This is a genomic window from Paenibacillus nitricinens, from assembly GCF_052056485.1.
Lineage (GTDB): Bacteria > Bacillota > Bacilli > Paenibacillales > Paenibacillaceae > Paenibacillus_AQ > Paenibacillus_AQ nitricinens.
On record NZ_CP183948.1, the window covers coordinates 2,564,992 to 2,579,991 of the forward strand.

At 44.9% G+C, this 15,000-nt stretch carries 14 protein-coding genes; 9 read left to right on the forward strand and 5 right to left on the reverse strand.

Features of this window, described 5'->3' with window-relative positions; translation table 11 throughout:
- Entirely contained in the window at positions 1–924 is a 924-nt protein-coding gene (locus ACN6KS_RS11095; RefSeq protein WP_042187073.1) for a carbohydrate ABC transporter permease, read from the forward strand.
- Between the two features lie 45 nt (positions 925–969).
- Positions 970–2,574, forward strand: a complete 1,605-nt coding sequence (locus tag ACN6KS_RS11100) for an extracellular solute-binding protein (protein WP_440962008.1) — start codon at positions 970–972, stop codon at positions 2,572–2,574.
- Positions 2,575–2,664: 90 nt separating this feature from the next.
- Here ACN6KS_RS11100 and ACN6KS_RS11105 read toward each other — a convergent pair whose 3' ends face one another.
- The gene (locus ACN6KS_RS11105) at positions 2,665–4,008 is read right to left on the reverse strand and encodes a glycoside hydrolase family 30 protein (RefSeq protein WP_440962009.1); all 1,344 of its coding nucleotides are present in this window, start codon (positions 4,006–4,008) and stop codon (positions 2,665–2,667) included.
- 135 nt (positions 4,009–4,143) lie between these two features.
- Between ACN6KS_RS11105 and ACN6KS_RS11110 the strand changes: the two genes are divergently transcribed.
- The gene (locus ACN6KS_RS11110) at positions 4,144–4,938 is read left to right on the forward strand and encodes an AraC family transcriptional regulator (RefSeq protein ID WP_094870154.1); all 795 of its coding nucleotides are present in this window, start codon (positions 4,144–4,146) and stop codon (positions 4,936–4,938) included.
- Positions 4,939–4,950: 12 nt separating this feature from the next.
- Here the strand turns inward: ACN6KS_RS11110 and ACN6KS_RS11115 are convergent, their stop codons facing one another.
- From ACN6KS_RS11115 to ACN6KS_RS11130, 4 genes are all read right to left on the reverse strand, one after another.
- A complete protein-coding gene (locus ACN6KS_RS11115; protein ID WP_280786824.1) occupies positions 4,951–5,997 on the reverse strand; it encodes a glycosyltransferase family 4 protein in 1,047 nt (348 codons plus the stop codon).
- A 115-nt stretch (positions 5,998–6,112) separates the two neighbouring features.
- On the reverse strand, positions 6,113–6,961 hold the full coding sequence (locus ACN6KS_RS11120) for a sugar phosphate isomerase/epimerase family protein (RefSeq protein WP_094870152.1): 849 nt from the start codon (positions 6,959–6,961) through the stop codon (positions 6,113–6,115).
- 50 nt (positions 6,962–7,011) lie between these two features.
- Positions 7,012–7,602 carry an alpha/beta fold hydrolase gene (locus ACN6KS_RS11125; RefSeq protein ID WP_440962010.1) on the reverse strand — a complete coding sequence of 197 codons (591 nt, stop codon included), beginning with the start codon at positions 7,600–7,602 and terminating at the stop codon, positions 7,012–7,014.
- Positions 7,603–7,920, reverse strand: coding sequence for an alpha/beta fold hydrolase (locus ACN6KS_RS11130; protein ID WP_440962011.1), 318 nt, complete (start codon positions 7,918–7,920; stop codon positions 7,603–7,605).
- A 435-nt stretch (positions 7,921–8,355) separates the two neighbouring features.
- Between ACN6KS_RS11130 and ACN6KS_RS11135 the strand changes: the two genes are divergently transcribed.
- The 6 genes from ACN6KS_RS11135 (at position 8,356) to ACN6KS_RS11160 (ending at position 14,982) form a co-directional block, all read left to right on the forward strand.
- A complete protein-coding gene (locus ACN6KS_RS11135) occupies positions 8,356–8,856 on the forward strand; it encodes a GNAT family N-acetyltransferase (protein ID WP_440962012.1) in 501 nt (166 codons plus the stop codon).
- 232 nt (positions 8,857–9,088) lie between these two features.
- Positions 9,089–11,158, forward strand: coding sequence for a bifunctional aldolase/short-chain dehydrogenase (locus tag ACN6KS_RS11140; protein WP_341134463.1), 2,070 nt, complete (start codon positions 9,089–9,091; stop codon positions 11,156–11,158).
- A 39-nt stretch (positions 11,159–11,197) separates the two neighbouring features.
- Complete coding sequence (locus tag ACN6KS_RS11145; protein ID WP_440962013.1) at positions 11,198–11,956, forward strand: DeoR/GlpR family DNA-binding transcription regulator; 759 nt, start codon at positions 11,198–11,200, stop codon at positions 11,954–11,956.
- A 26-nt stretch (positions 11,957–11,982) separates the two neighbouring features.
- Complete coding sequence (locus ACN6KS_RS11150; protein WP_440962014.1) at positions 11,983–12,711, forward strand: (Fe-S)-binding protein; 729 nt, start codon at positions 11,983–11,985, stop codon at positions 12,709–12,711.
- Positions 12,708–14,261 (forward strand): LutB/LldF family L-lactate oxidation iron-sulfur protein, encoded by a 1,554-nt coding sequence (locus ACN6KS_RS11155; RefSeq protein ID WP_440962015.1) that lies wholly within the window; start codon positions 12,708–12,710, stop codon positions 14,259–14,261. Before ACN6KS_RS11150 ends, ACN6KS_RS11155 begins: the two co-directional genes overlap by 4 nt.
- Positions 14,254–14,982, forward strand: coding sequence for a LutC/YkgG family protein (locus ACN6KS_RS11160; RefSeq protein WP_094870145.1), 729 nt, complete (start codon positions 14,254–14,256; stop codon positions 14,980–14,982). Before ACN6KS_RS11155 ends, ACN6KS_RS11160 begins: the two co-directional genes overlap by 8 nt.
- Positions 14,983–15,000: the final 18 nt, after the last annotated feature.

Below are 15,000 nucleotides of genomic sequence, written 5' to 3' on the forward strand. Positions count from 1 at the left end.
ATGGGAGGTTTAGAGACAGCGACAAAAGGAAATGTAGGAAAAATAAAGAAGAATCGCTCATCAGATACTATAATGGAAATTGTGATGTACGTAATATCGGCAATTTTTCTAATCATCCTGATCTATCCGCTGTATTTTATCGTCATTGCTTCGTTCAGTGATCCTTCCGCGGTGGCAGGAGGTCAAGTTTGGCTATTTCCTAAAGGGTTTACTTTTGATGGTTATAAAGAGCTGCTTCGTCATGAGAATATTTGGATCGGATATTGGAATACCATCCTGTACACGGTGGTTGGGACTGCAATCGGTTTAGTAGTTAATATCTCAGCCGCCTATGCGTTGTCAAGAAAGGACCTTGTGGGGCGGAAATATATTTCACTGTTTTTCATCTTTACAATGTTCTTTAACGGGGGTTTGATTCCTACTTTTTTAACGGTTCGTGATTTCCATCTCTATGATACTTTCTTGGTTATGGTACTGCCTTTCGCAGTTGGAGTTTTTAATATCATAGTGGCACGAACTTTTTTCCAGACTAGTATTCCGGGCGATTTATGGGAAGCAGCGCAAATTGATGGTTGTGGAAATCTCCGTTATTTTGCACAGATCGTTCTACCGTTGTCGAAGGCTATTATTGCAGTGTTAGGTTTATGGATCGCTGTAGGTTATTGGAATTCATATTTTAATGCCTTGATTTATTTGAAGAATCCTAATATGTATCCTTTGCAGCTGATCCTGCGAAATATTCTGATTACCAATCAGATGCAGTCTGGTATGGGGACCGGAGAAGCCGCACAAATCGCGTTACGGCTCGCTAATATGATGCGGTATTCAGTTATTATCGTGGCAACTGTTCCAATTATGTGTGTATACCCATTTGTGCAAAAATACTTTAATCAAGGGGTAATGATCGGCGCAGTGAAGGAATAAGCTCTTCTGCTTTTCTACTAACATTTGTGAGGGAGCAAGACCGTAATGAAAAAGCAACCCAAAAACAGTATCAATAGAACAATCACCGTCATTCTTTTAGTGACAACGTTGCTTGCTGGCCTTACAGCCTGTAATGGGGATAAAGGGGTAAACTCTGTTGAATCTGATCCGGGTCAATTTCATAAAGAAGGTTTGCCAATCGTGGATAAGCCCATGACGCTGAAGGTTCTAACGGTTCGGTGGGGAAGCATGGGAGATAACTTTATACAGAATCAATGGCTGAAGGATTTGGAAAAAAATACGAATGTCAAAATCGAATGGCAGGTGATGTCTGCGAATGATTGGAGTGAACGTAAGTCTATTTTGCTGGCAAGCGGTACACTTCCAGATATCATTTTAGGGAGTGAGACCTTCGGAGATTCAGATATCGTCAATAATTTAAGCTTATTCAGGCCGCTTGATGACTATATCGAAATGTATATGCCTAACCTCAAAGCAGCCATGCAGGAAGAACCTGAATTGAAAAAAATCAGTACTTTTCCGGACGGGGAAATCTACTCTTTGCCTGCAAGATTACCTTTACGCCCTAAAAGCTCGCGCCAACCCGTGATTAACAAAACCTGGCTGGATAAATTGGGATTGAAGGTTCCGGGTACGATTGATGATCTATACAACGTGCTAAAAGCTTTTAAAGAACGTGACCCTAATGGGAATGGAAGACTGGATGAGATACCTGTTATTGAAGTAAGTAATGATCTCATCAGTCCCTTTGGAATTACGGATCTGAACAATAACTTTATGGTTGTCCAAGACGGAAATGCCGTATATTACCCTGTTTCAGAGGCATACAAAGAAGGGCTTAAATGGGAGCATAAATTATTTGTTGACGGGTTGCTTGATAAAGAGTTATTCACCCAAGATGAAACGATGAGATCAGCCAAGTTTCTTAATCCGGATGCTCCTATTGTAGGATTCTCGTATCAGTGGACGCCAGATGCCGTGTTTGGTAAATGGAGTGATCAATATATCACGATTCCCCCGATTGCAGGACCGGAGGGTAAGCGCTACACCATAGGAAATCCGTATGGAATGAATCTGGAGCGCAACGAGCTGCTTATTTCTACTTCTTGTAAATATCCAGAGATTGCTGCCCGCTGGGCTGACCAGTTCTATACCAATGAAGCAAGCATTCAAAATTTCTGGGGAGCGATAGACACCGTTATTGAGAAAAATGTCAATGGTTCCTATACATTAATGGACCCACCGATGGGTACCAGTGCTGATGCCTGGTATTGGGATCAATCACTCCGGGATTTCGGGCCGAAATATGTCAGTCCAGTGTTTGAGAAATCCATCTTGCTTAACCCAAAAACCGGAGATGGACTGAAGCTGCAGCTCGACAAGCTGGGAAGTGATTATACAACGCCGCCTTTCCCTGATGTAATGTACACCGCTGAAGAGTTTCAGATGCTACCGGCTTTGACTACGGGCATCGATAGTTACGTCAATACAATGCGTGCTCAGTTTATAATTACAGGTAAAATTGACGAGGGCTGGGCTGATTATGTGAAACAGCTGCGGGGAATGGGACTGGAGAAGCTGGTTAAAATTCGTACCGATGCTTACAGTCGTTATGTGAATGTAGAATAAGAACCTTTCCAAGGTCTATTTCGACTAAAACAAAACACAGCAAGTCTCCAATCCCTCAGAGACATGCTGTGTTTTTAGCTTTCGAAATTTCTATTTAATGAGCAGGGTTTGAATAGCATGAGCCGGTATCATGTTCTCAGCCAAGCTGTTATGGAAGCGCAGGCTGAAAGGAAGCTCTTGTTCCGTGCGGTTCATAACGATAACAGCAATAGTACCATCTGGATTACGGAAAGCTGTAGTTTCAAGCTTATCTGTATATTTGGAATGTCCAATTCGTTTAGCACCTGGGCGAATATATTTACTGAAATGTCCGATGTAATAGAAGGAGCTCTCAAATATTATTTCATCGTTTTTCGTATCTCCGATAATTGGAGCATCGCAGAAGTTACCCACATGGTTAGGTCCACCTTGCTCGTCCAACACAATATTCCAGTCTGTCCAGCATGACATCCAATTGTTCAGATTGCCAATGATATCATGGCTGTAACGTTCGCCTGTGTTCCATGAGCCGAGATGAACGCCACCTTCTTGGCAGCCTTCGCTGAAGAACAGCTTCTTGTCTGGGAAGCGATCATGAACGGCCGATAGGGCTTCGAAGTGATCGCCGGAGTACCAGTGGAAGCAAATTCCCCAAATGTATTTGGAAGCTTCTTGATCTTCAAAGGCAACCTTGGCACGGTCATACACGCGCTCCTTGTTATGATCCCAGATCATAACCTTTACATGAGCCAAACCGGCTTGTTCCAAGGCTGGTCCCAAGTAATCACGAACAAAATCTTTTTCTTCTTCGGCAGTATAAAGGCAAGAATCCCATATTTGTACAGCCTTTGCTTCGTTCTGAACACTAACGGCCCAAATATCGATGCCTTCCGCAGCGTAAGCCTGAATATATTTTACGAACATGTTGGCCCAAGCCTCACGGTATTCAGGCTTAAGAGCTCCACCACCGTTCATTTGACCGTTCGTTTTCATAAAAGCTGGTGGACTCCAAGGAGAAGAGAACAAACGGAAATCTTCGCCAACAGCTGCTGCAGCATTTTTGATTAGGGGGATAATTGACTCTTGATCTCTGGAAATATCGAACGAACGGAGCTCTGCATCGCCTTCTTCTACATACGCGTAGTTGCCCAGTGAGAAGTCACAGCTTTGGATATGCGAACGGCAAAGGGTAAATCCAATACCATCCTTAGGATCAAAATAAGCGTCGATGATTTCTTTCTGTTTAGCTTCACTTAGTTTAGCGATGGTAACAGCAGAAGCCTCGGTAAGTGCACCACCGAAACCTTCCATTTCCTGATACTCCAAATCATCATAAATATTGATGAGCTCTGATTCGACGCCTGACGTATCGGGGAGGAAGATCAGAGGGTCTTTTTCTGTTAGACGGTCGGTAGTTTCTTTTGCTGTTTGAATGACGCGAACAATTTTACTCATAATGGTTGGTAACCTCCTGTACATATAAATTCTGTCTTTATTATAGAAGGAGATTCACTGTTCTTTGAAGAAACAATATGGCTAAGAACCTCAACAATCTGGTCATCGACTACTTAGGGAGGAGGAGTGAATGCTATGGAAACTAATAGTGTCCAAATAAGCCTATGCGGCTTTATTCGCCATACTCAGCCTTTTCGGCAATTATATCGCAGTGGGCTGGATACCTATATCATAAGGCTGCAAGCAGAAGGAGAGTGTGAAGTACTGATCGATGGAGACATGGTAACCGTGGTGCCTGGTGATCTGTTATTATTTAAGCCTCAAGATATATATGATCTGAGAATCGGCGAAAAGAAGAGTAAGCTGGGACATAGTGTGGACTATTTTGTAATGTGTACAGGGGAATGGGTGGATCAGTGGTGGAACCTGCGCGAAAGACCGAAGAAGGTTAGAATTGCGGATGACGGCAAACTGCAAAGTATATGGCAACAGCTTGATCTGGAGAATAGAAGATTAGATGGGGGGAGCCCTGAAATACTTGAGGCGCTGTTTAAAGCGCTATGCCTGCTGTTAGATCGGGCTATGGAAGAAGCACCTGCATCATCATCAGCCTCACTGCTACACGGGCTTAAGATGAAGAGTTATGTAGAGGAGCATGCTACATCAGAGATCAGATTAAAGGATGTAGCTGCCCATGCAGGAATTAGTGTAACGAGGGCCGTACATGTATTCAAAATTCAATTCGGCTACTCTATTATGCAATATGCTGGGCAAATTCGGCTTGCTATGGCTCTTCGATTAATGGACAACACCAATTATACCTTAGAGCGAATAGCAGAGGAGACGGGGTTTGGAAGCTACACCTATTTCCACAGGGTATTTCGGGAACGTTATGGCGTCTCCCCAGGCAACTATCGTAAGAGAGAGTAGCCTTCACTATTTTTAAGATCGTCTAGTTTTTAACAAGAAGTCCCTAACCGCTTGCTCAAATAACCTGACACTATTTGCCCATGTCCATTTGTGGGAAGATCTTTCACCTTGTGCGGCCAATTTAGTTCTTAAGTTTGGGTCTCGGATTAGGCGGATGACATCTTCACCAAGCCGATTCTCGTACCGATAGGAGAGCAGGCAGTTCTTCTCGTGATTTGCGTATTCCATATTTCCACCTGAATAAACACAGACCAGTGCTGCGCCACACCGCATGGCTTCAAGCCCCGGCAAAGAACCCGTATCAAAAATACTAGAACTAACAAAGATATCTGCACCGTTGTAATGGTAACAGAGCTCTTCATCATTCGCTGGCGTGAAGAATCGATATTTGCCAGTAGCTTTCATTCTTTGGAGAACTTCTGAAGTATTGAACTCGTCGGGCGGACTGATAAAGTTAATATTTACATGGGGACATTGATTTTTCACATGATCCAGTTGCTCTATAAGATAGTCTTGCTCACGGTGCCATGAGAAACCACGTTCTGCTTTTCTTAATATTGCTGTTATGTTTAAAGGCTCCTGAAGACTGTAACGGATATTCATATTCTTGAAGGATGAGCTAATGCCAATGGGCACGATTTTTCCTGTGATCCCATGATTTAAACGAATCAGCTCCTGCTGCCAATGCGATAAAACAATTAGATGCTCTGTGACATGATAAGAAGGGAACGACAGCGAGCTATCTGGTAAAAAGGGGGGTTCATAACATAATGATAATCTTACATGAATTCCTTTTCCTTGATTGCTAGCTGCTTGAGAGGTAGGGACTGTTGTATGGAAATTAGAAACAATAACATCGCCTGGGGGATAGTCCTGTTCTTTAGGCGACATATGTGTGGAGCGGATTAAGGTGGAGCGGACATCATAGGAAACAACACCATCCACAGGCATGAGGATAGTAACCTGATGCCCCATAGCTGTCAGCCCATTGGTGAGTTCTACCAGCATGCGTTGAGCTCCACCATGTGATAAGGTCAGAATAGGGAATGTGAATCTCATCGGTAATCCCGTCCCTTCCAAGTTAGGGCTTAATCGTCAAACGAAGTTACTCAATCGTTCTGTTTCTTATTTTATTCAACTCGCTTAGAAAGGTACCATTTATCTAGTTTAAAAATCATTTTTTTTCCATAAGAGCGATATTCTTTAGTAAAGCAACGGTCTCATTAATCTCGAGGTTCGTTATATCTTCTAAAGATACGTCGATCATGGGCTTAAATTGCTGGAGTTTGCTCAGGAAAGCTTCAGTATGGAAATGCCCTCCACCAGCCTTACCGTGGTAAGTTCTCTCTCCATCTTGATAGATGTCTTTTAAATGCGCCAAAATGATCCGATCCCCGAACAACCTGAAGGCGTCATCAACAATTTGATCCTGCATATCTACAGCGTCACCAATAAAATTGCATGGATCCAAGACTACACCAATATTGCCTGAGGGAATTTCATCTAAGATGCGGCGCATCTTGTCTGGTGTAGAAAGAGTATGTGTGCAGACACCCTCCAATCCCAGAAAAACACCCCATTTTTCAGCTTCCTCCGCAAGCTCTTGTACAGTTTCCCTTAAAATATCCCAGCCGATGTCTTCGTAATGGAGCGGGTCTTGTGCTTGGAAAGTAGTCAGAGCGCCCGTCTCCGTAGCCACCATTGGGGCGCCGAATTGGCGGGCATACCGAAGATGTTCTTTGAAGCGATCTATTTCTAATCTCCGGATAACAGGATCTGGATGAATGGGATTGATGTAACAGCCTAACACGCCGATACGTATACCTGCTCTTTCAAATTGTTCACCAATATAGTTTGCGAGGCCTGGACTTAATTTACCTGTGGAGGTGTTGATGTCCTGAATAGCTTTGGATAAAGCAAGTTGAACAAAATCGATATCATAATTCTGAAGCGTTGCTGTCAACGATTTGAGGGGTAAACAACCAAATGTATGCGCTAATGTTCCGTATCTGATGGTAATCATCTCCTTATCTAAGATAGGTATGTGTAATTACAAACATAATAGTAGCGCTTTCATCTGGATGCAAGTGATTTATCCTTATCGTTTGTCAGGAAATTGATGATCTCAGTGTTTATTCTATCCGGTTGCTCGTGATTAATGCCGTGTCCCGCATGGGGGATGACTTGGTAATAGAACTTTCCAGCTTCTAAAATATTTATGAAATCCTTCGATTGCTTTAGCGCGTGTTCTCCAACTAGAAAATAGAGCTTGTCTCTAACTGCGACTGCGGCGTTTTGATCATACGGATGAAGCTTATGCACAAACATAGCTTGCTGATTATGATTGCGCATTAAAAGGATCAGATGAGCAGCTAATACTGGATGGTTGTCAAATAAAGGGGAGTTAGGGGCGCTTAACTTCTTCAGAACTTTCAGTAAATTGCGATCCGTTGGAATCAGAATCTCCGGGAACATCATCATTAAGGTTTGGATCATGGCTTTAATCGGTGCATTAACCATTCCACCCTCCAAACAAACGACACGGTTCACTTTGTCCGGTTGCTTGGTCGCATAATTAAAAGCAATATAGGCGCCATTGGACACACCCGCGAGATTAAAGACTTCAACCCTCAGATGTGTCGCTATTTCGTTAATCCATGCCACTTACTCAAAATTCTGTTTGTTAAAATGCTCATTAGGTATGCTTTTACCAGGTCCGCCTAAAGTATCAATAGCAATGCAATAAAAATGCTTCGATAATTCCTCGATGTTTAAGATCCACATGACCGCCGAGTTATCGCCAACACCATGGAACAGGAGTAAAGGTGGATTACTCTTTTGACCAGCAAGGATGCAATGTGTCAGTCCATATGAGGTAGGAATATCGATTTCCTCAAGTGGAGTGGGCCACTGCTCAACAAGCTGCTGATAGGATTGCCACACTCGTTCTTGCGCCTTGGTATTCTTAAAGCTATTTACCATTACAGACCTCCATATCCAAAATAAAGAATATACATCTTATTCCAATTAGTATACTACGAGAGTTCGCAAGGGGGAGAAAGAAATAGAAACATTACTGTGAAAAAGAAGGTGGGAGGTGAGGCGGCACACAGAATTTTTGATTTTTGATGCTAACATCCATCCCGAAGCCTGATAAGTGCATTTCGTACAACTAAATAGCCACTTTACGCGCATAAATGCGATATAGATGCACTCTGTACAACTCTATCTCTGGAAATTAGCGGATATCGCTAGATTGGAGGGGATTAGTTGCACAAAGTACACTTACCACTAGGCGCGAACGTTGAAATTAATTTTTAGTTGTAGAATATGCAATTAAATAATGCGGAAGGTTCTGTTTTGCGGTAAATTTTAGGATATGGAAAGTTATTTATGATGTTCGAGGGGGCGCTAAGGATGCTAATTGAACTAAAGGAAGCGAGTTTATCAGATGATCGTGATATTTTTGAGATGATTGCGGAGATCGGTCCGGGAGAGAATGGATTCGTTAACAATGGTTTTGATATGGCTTACAGTGAATTTCCTGATTTCATCAGGGGGCGGATAGCTCTTTCACGAGGTGATAATCTTCTACCAAACTATGTCCCACAAACCAACTATTGGTTAGTGATTGACTCTTATCCTGTTGGTGTTGGCAAACTAAGACATGCCTTAAATGATCAATTAAGAAAGTCAGGTGGACATATCGGGTATAGCATCAGACCGAGTGAACGAGGAAAGGGTTATGGCACAATGATGTTAGCAGAGCTGCTAAAAAGAGCTGCGGATAGGGGGATTAATGAGGTCATGCTGACTTATGAGCCGAACAACGTATCTTCGAGAAAGGTTATTGAAGCGAATAAGGGAATATTAACCGGCATTGAGGATGAAAAATGTAACTACTGGGTTAGTCTATAGCTGGCGTGATGAATAGCGGGATAAGGAGTTGCTGATGGAGTTGCTAATGGGCAGCTCTTTTTTGTCTTTTACAAAAAAACTTGCAGTGCAGGCCATGGAGATTCGTCTAAAAGGTGAAATAAATTTTAAATTTTGTTGAAAACGCTCTATTCAAACACAAACAAATAGATTAAAATCAAAACAAAGAAAAATAAACAAAAAAATAAACATTCAAAAACGGAGGTATTCACAAATGGTACAAAACTTATGGGATTCATCTCGGGAAACGGAAATAAACGGGGGATTGGATGCATTGGTGTTCCGCTCCAATCTGCTGGGCGAAGACCGCAGGGTCTGCAATTTTGGAGGAGGGAATACCTCTAGCAAAACGATAGAAATAGATTTCCGTGGTCGTGAGGTTGAGGTCATGTGGGTAAAAGGTAGCGGATCGGACCTAGCTACAATGAAAGCAGGGAATTTTACAGGATTGCGGCTTCAGGATATTGCTCCTTTGTTCGAGCGGGAGGAAATGCCTGATGAGGAAATGGTGGCCTACCTCGCGAACTGTATGATTGATCCTAAGCATCCACGTGCTTCTATTGAGACGCTGCTTCATGCCTTTTTACCATTCAAACATGTAGATCATACGCATCCAGATGCGATTATCAGCTTATGCTGTGCTCATAACGGTAAGGATATTGCGCGGGAAATTTATGGAGACCGTTTCGTATGGGTGCCTTACATCCGTCCAGGTTTCACTTTATCCAAAATGATTGCTGAGGGCGTACTTGCTAATCCACAAGCAGAATTGGTGTTGATGGAGAAGCATGGTCTGGTAACTTGGGGAGATACGCCGGAAGCTTGTTACGCTAAGACGATCTCTATCATTAATGAAGCTGAGCGTTACATCGATGATAGAATTGAAGATGAGAACCTGTTCGGGGGCCGCAAAGCGGAAGCGCTTCCGGAAAAAGAGCGGCGGGCTGTCGCGGCGGCTGTAATGCCGTTGATCAGAGGCGCAGTTAGTGATGAACGTAAAATGATACTGACCTTCGATGATGCAGAGGATGTCCTGCGTTTTGTAGGTGGAGTTAACTCGGAGAAATTATCCAGTGTAGGTGCAGCCTGTCCGGATCATTTGGTACATACCAAAATGCTGCCACTATTTGTGAATTGGGAACCAAATGCCAGTGATATTGATGGTTTGAAGACGAAGCTGAACGAAGCGATTATCACATACAAAGAGCAGTATAAAGCGTACTTCGATCGCAATAAGCATGAGGGAGATGTAATGTTCGAAGCCGCACCGCGTGTGATTCTGATTCCCGGAGTGGGAATGATTAATACGGGCAAAAGCTGGAGCAACTCCAAAATTAGCGGTGCCTTGTATCACCGGGCGATTGCTGTTATGCGCGGAGCTACCGCACTGGGAGATTTCGTCTCTCTAAGTGAGAACGAATCATACAATGTGGAATATTGGCCTTTGGAATTATATAAATTATCGCTGGCACCAGCAGAAGCAGAATTCTCGCGTAAGGTTGCGTTTATTACTGGTGGAGCTGGAGGAATCGGGAGCGAAACTGCTCGTCGTCTAGTGTCCGAAGGGGCGCATGTTGTGCTGGCAGATCTCAATCTGGAGGGTGCTCAGAAAATTGCCGAGGAGATTAACGATAAATACGGTGAGAATCGTGCGTTCGCTGTTAAAATGGATGTAACGCAGGAGGAGCAAGTTACCGCAGCTTATGCGGAAACAGCACTTATTTATGGCGGAGTAGATATTATTGTTAACAATGCTGGGCTTGCGACTTCCAGTCCTTTTGATGAGACTTCATTAAAAGAGTGGAACTTGAACATTTCCGTGCTAGGAACTGGTTATTTCCTCGTTGCACGCGAAGCCTTCAAGGTGATGAAGGAGCAAAAAATCGGCGGTAGCATGGTATTTATTGGTTCTAAGAACTCCATATTTGCTGGAAAGAGCGTATCGGCTTACAGTTCGGCCAAAGCACTAGAAGCACATTTGGCTCGCTGTATTGCAGCTGAAGGTGGAGAGTTCGGTATTCGCGCCAATACCATTTTGCCGGATGCCATTCTACAAGGCTCAGCGATTTGGAATTCGAACTGGCGGAATGAACGGGCGGCTGCTTACGGGATTGACCCGGATCAACTAGAGGAACATTACCGTAAACGTACAACACTGCTTGTAAATATTTATCCTCGTGATATTGCTGAAGGCGTTGCCTTTTTCGCTTCATCCAAGTCAGAGAAGACGACAGGCTGTATGCTGACGATTGACGGTGGAGTGCCGGCAGCTTTTACTAGATAAGAGGTAAATGGAATATAGATAGGATAACGGAGGGAAGACATGCTGATTGCAGACAGATATGAACGAATCGTAGAACTAGTGAACGAACGTGGCAGCATTCGTGTCTCGGAACTGAGTACATTATGCCAAGTGACGGAGGAGACCATCCGCCGTGATCTTGATCGCTTGGAAAAGGCGGGGAGGCTGCTACGCTCGCACGGCGGTGCAGTCAGTCTGCGTGATCGTCAGCCAGAGACGCCCTATGCTGAACGTGAAATTATGAACGCAGCGGAGAAGCAGCAGATTGCTCGTGAAGCAGTGCTGATGATAAAGCCGGGAGATCGAATTTTGCTGGATGCTAGCACAACTGCATGGTATATGGCCTCACATTTGCCGGATATGCCACTAACTGTACTGACTAATTCTATTAAGGTAGCTGCGGAGTTAAGTGGGAAGGAACGAATAGATGTGTTCTCAACTGGCGGTCAGCTGAGCCGAAGATCGATGTCCTTTGTTGGTCATTTAGCCGAGCGTTCGCTTGAGTTGTATCACGTGGATAAGATGTTTTTTTCCTGCAAAGGATTTCATCTCGAACGCGGCGCCAGTGAATCGAATGAGCTGCAAGCGATGGTAAAGCGAAAAATGATTTCTATTGCGGAGCAGGTGATCCTACTTTGTGACTCCAGCAAATTCGGAATTCAAGCGTTCACACATGTTGCCACGACTAGTGAACTGGATGTTGTAATAACGGATTACAGCCCTGCCACAGAACAGCTAAAGCAGCTACAGGAGCTGAACATCGCAATAACAACCGTGTAGATAATAGTGTTGCAGGAGGTGAAGACATGAAGGTATCGATGTTTATTACTTGCATCAGTGATGCTGTGTACCCAAAGGTCGGAGAAGCAATGGCACGTCTGCTAGCCAGATATGGCGTGCAGCTGGATTTTCCCGAAGTGCAGACCTGCTGCGGACAGCCTGCGTACAATAGTGGCTATTGGAATGAGGCACGTCAAGCTGCGCTTACGATTTTGCAGGCTTTCGAAGACAGTGACTTTGTCATTGCTCCTTCCGGGTCTTGCACCGGGATGCTTCATCATTACCCGAAACTGTTTCAGGATGATCCGGTTAATTTGGTCAAGGCGCAGAATTTGCAGCGTAAATCCTATGAGTTCAGCCAGTTTTTGGTACAGGTGCTTGACGTCACGGATCTAGGGGCAGTATTTCCGCATAAAGTTACCTATCATCCTTCCTGTCATGGCACTCGGATTCTGGGGATTCGTGATGAGCCTATGTTACTTATGCAGAATGTGAAGGCGATGGAGCTAGTACCACTACCTTTTGCTGAGGACTGTTGTGGGTTTGGCGGAACCTTTGCCGTGAAGATGTCTGATATCTCCGGGGCGTTGGTCACCGAGAAGTCAGATCATGTGCTGGAGTCGGAAGCCGAAGTCTTAACAGGTCTGGATATGGGCTGTCTCATGAACATTGCTGGGAATTTGCGTTATCGCCACAAACCGGTCCGAGTCATGCATTTAGCAGAGCTACTGTATGAGGGGGTGAGTGGACAATGAGTCAGAATGCCGCTCAGACTAAATCGGAATCGAATAAGGTGAAGCCAGCTACGGTAAAACAGCGTGCAGATTTGGCGCTGAATAATGATTTTTTACGCAAGGCGGTTCGCTTTACTACGGAAAGACTGCGTGACGGGAAACAGAAAGCGGCGAACGATCATGGGCACTGGGAAGAATGGCGCGAACGTGGGCGACAAATTCGCCTGCATACAATCGCTCATCTGGATTATTACTTAAATCTATTTGCGGACAATGCAAGAGCGAACGGCACGCATATTCATTTTGCGGCAACGGGTGAAGAGGCAGTGAAGATTGCTTTAGAGATTGCGCAGCGGAAACAAGCGGCTTCCGTGGTCAAATCAAAATCGATGGTGACTGAGGAGCTGCATTTGAATACGGCGCTTGAATCCATTGACGTGGAGACGATTGAGACAGATCTTGGCGAATATATTATCCAGCTTGCCGGAGAAACCCCGTCTCATATCATTATCCCAGCCATCCATAAAAACCGCTATCAGATTGCTGAACTGTTGTCCAAGGAGGCAGGGGAGGAGCTTTTGCCTGAGACTACAATCCTTGCAGGATTTGTACGGCGCAAGCTACGGGAGAAGTTCCTCGAAGCGGATATTGGGATGACGGGATGCAATTTTGCGATTGCAGAGACAGGGTCCATGGTGCTATTCGAGAATGAGGGCAATGCTCGTATGGTCACCACCTTGCCGAAGACGCAAATCACTTTGATGGGGATGGAGCGGATTATTCCTTCCTGGAGCGACCTTGAGGTGATGGCTACGTTATTGCCTCGTTCAGCAACTGGCCAGAAGCTAACAGTGTATATGTCCGGTATTTCGGGACCCCGTAGGAGGGATGACGGGGACGGGCCGGAAGAGCAGCATATTATTATCCTTGATAATGGTCGATCTGAGCAGCTAGGCGATCCAGAATTTCAGGAGCTACTGAACTGCATCCGCTGTGGAGCCTGTCTGAATGCCTGCCCTGTCTACCGTCATATTGGCGGTCATGCCTATGGTGGGACTTATAGTGGACCGATCGGAGCGGTGTTGACCCCAGCGCTGAACAAAAATGTAGATCAATGGGATGATATCGCGGGTGCATCAAGTCTGTGCGGTGCGTGTTATGAAGCTTGTCCAGTCAAAATCCCTCTGCATGATATGCTTATCTATTTACGTCGGCGTAAGGTAGAGCGAGGTTACGGAGACAAAGCGGAAGGTCTTGGCATGAAAGGCTTTGGTGCGATTATGGCGAAGTCACAGCGATTCAGTAGTGTGATGAAAGTAGGCAGAATCGGACAAAAGCTGCTTGTGAGAGACGGCGGAATTCCGTCTAAGCTTGGGCCGCTGAAAGGCTGGAATAACTATCGGATCGCTCCGAAGCTGGCGGATGAATCCTTCCGCGAGAGCTGGAAAGGGCTGCAGGAGGAGTTAGACAATAATATTCGCGAGATGGACCCGTCGATACAGAAACGGATGGAAGATTTATTAGCGAAGCGAAAGCGTGAAGAGCTGAAAGGAGAGCCCGGATATGACTGAGGAAACGCACATAGAATGGCTGGAGCGTATGGACCATGATTCTCGTGAGAAACAGCAGGTATTCATGAACGATATCGCTCGTCGCTTGAAGCATCCAAGAACGACTACGGCTCCTGCACATCCTTTTCGCGGCGCTCCAGATTATTGGCAAGAATTCCAGTGGAGTCCAGAAGAACGCATCGATCAATTTACTGCGAATTTTCAAAGTGCAGGTGGACATGTGTTTCGCGTGGCAACGATGGATGAAGCTAAAGCTTTTATCGTCAATAAAGCGAGTGAGATGCTCGCCCGTTATATTCTTCGGCAAAATGTAGCTGAGCTTGCGGCACTTCGATTAGAAGAGGAGCTTGAAAATACTCGGGTATCTGTCTGGAATACGGATATGCAAGAAGCATGGAAAGCTAGGGCGGCGGAAGCTGATATTGGGATTGTGCTCGCGGATTATGCAGTTGCTTATACCGGCTCAATTACAGTGTTATCTTCTGCGGATAAAGGGCGCTCTGTCAGCCTTTTGCCCACCGCATTAATTGCCATCATTCCGCTCGAACGGCTGAAGACTCGTCTGGGTGAGGTGCTTATTGATTTTGATGAAGCGGGACAATCGGGTCTCCCCGCAGGTATCCACTTTATCTCTGGACCCAGCCGTTCAGCGGATATTGAGAATGATCTGACGATAGGTGTGCATGGCCCGGGAATCGTATTCGCCTTGCTGGTAGGTTGATGAGGAGATAAGGAGTGT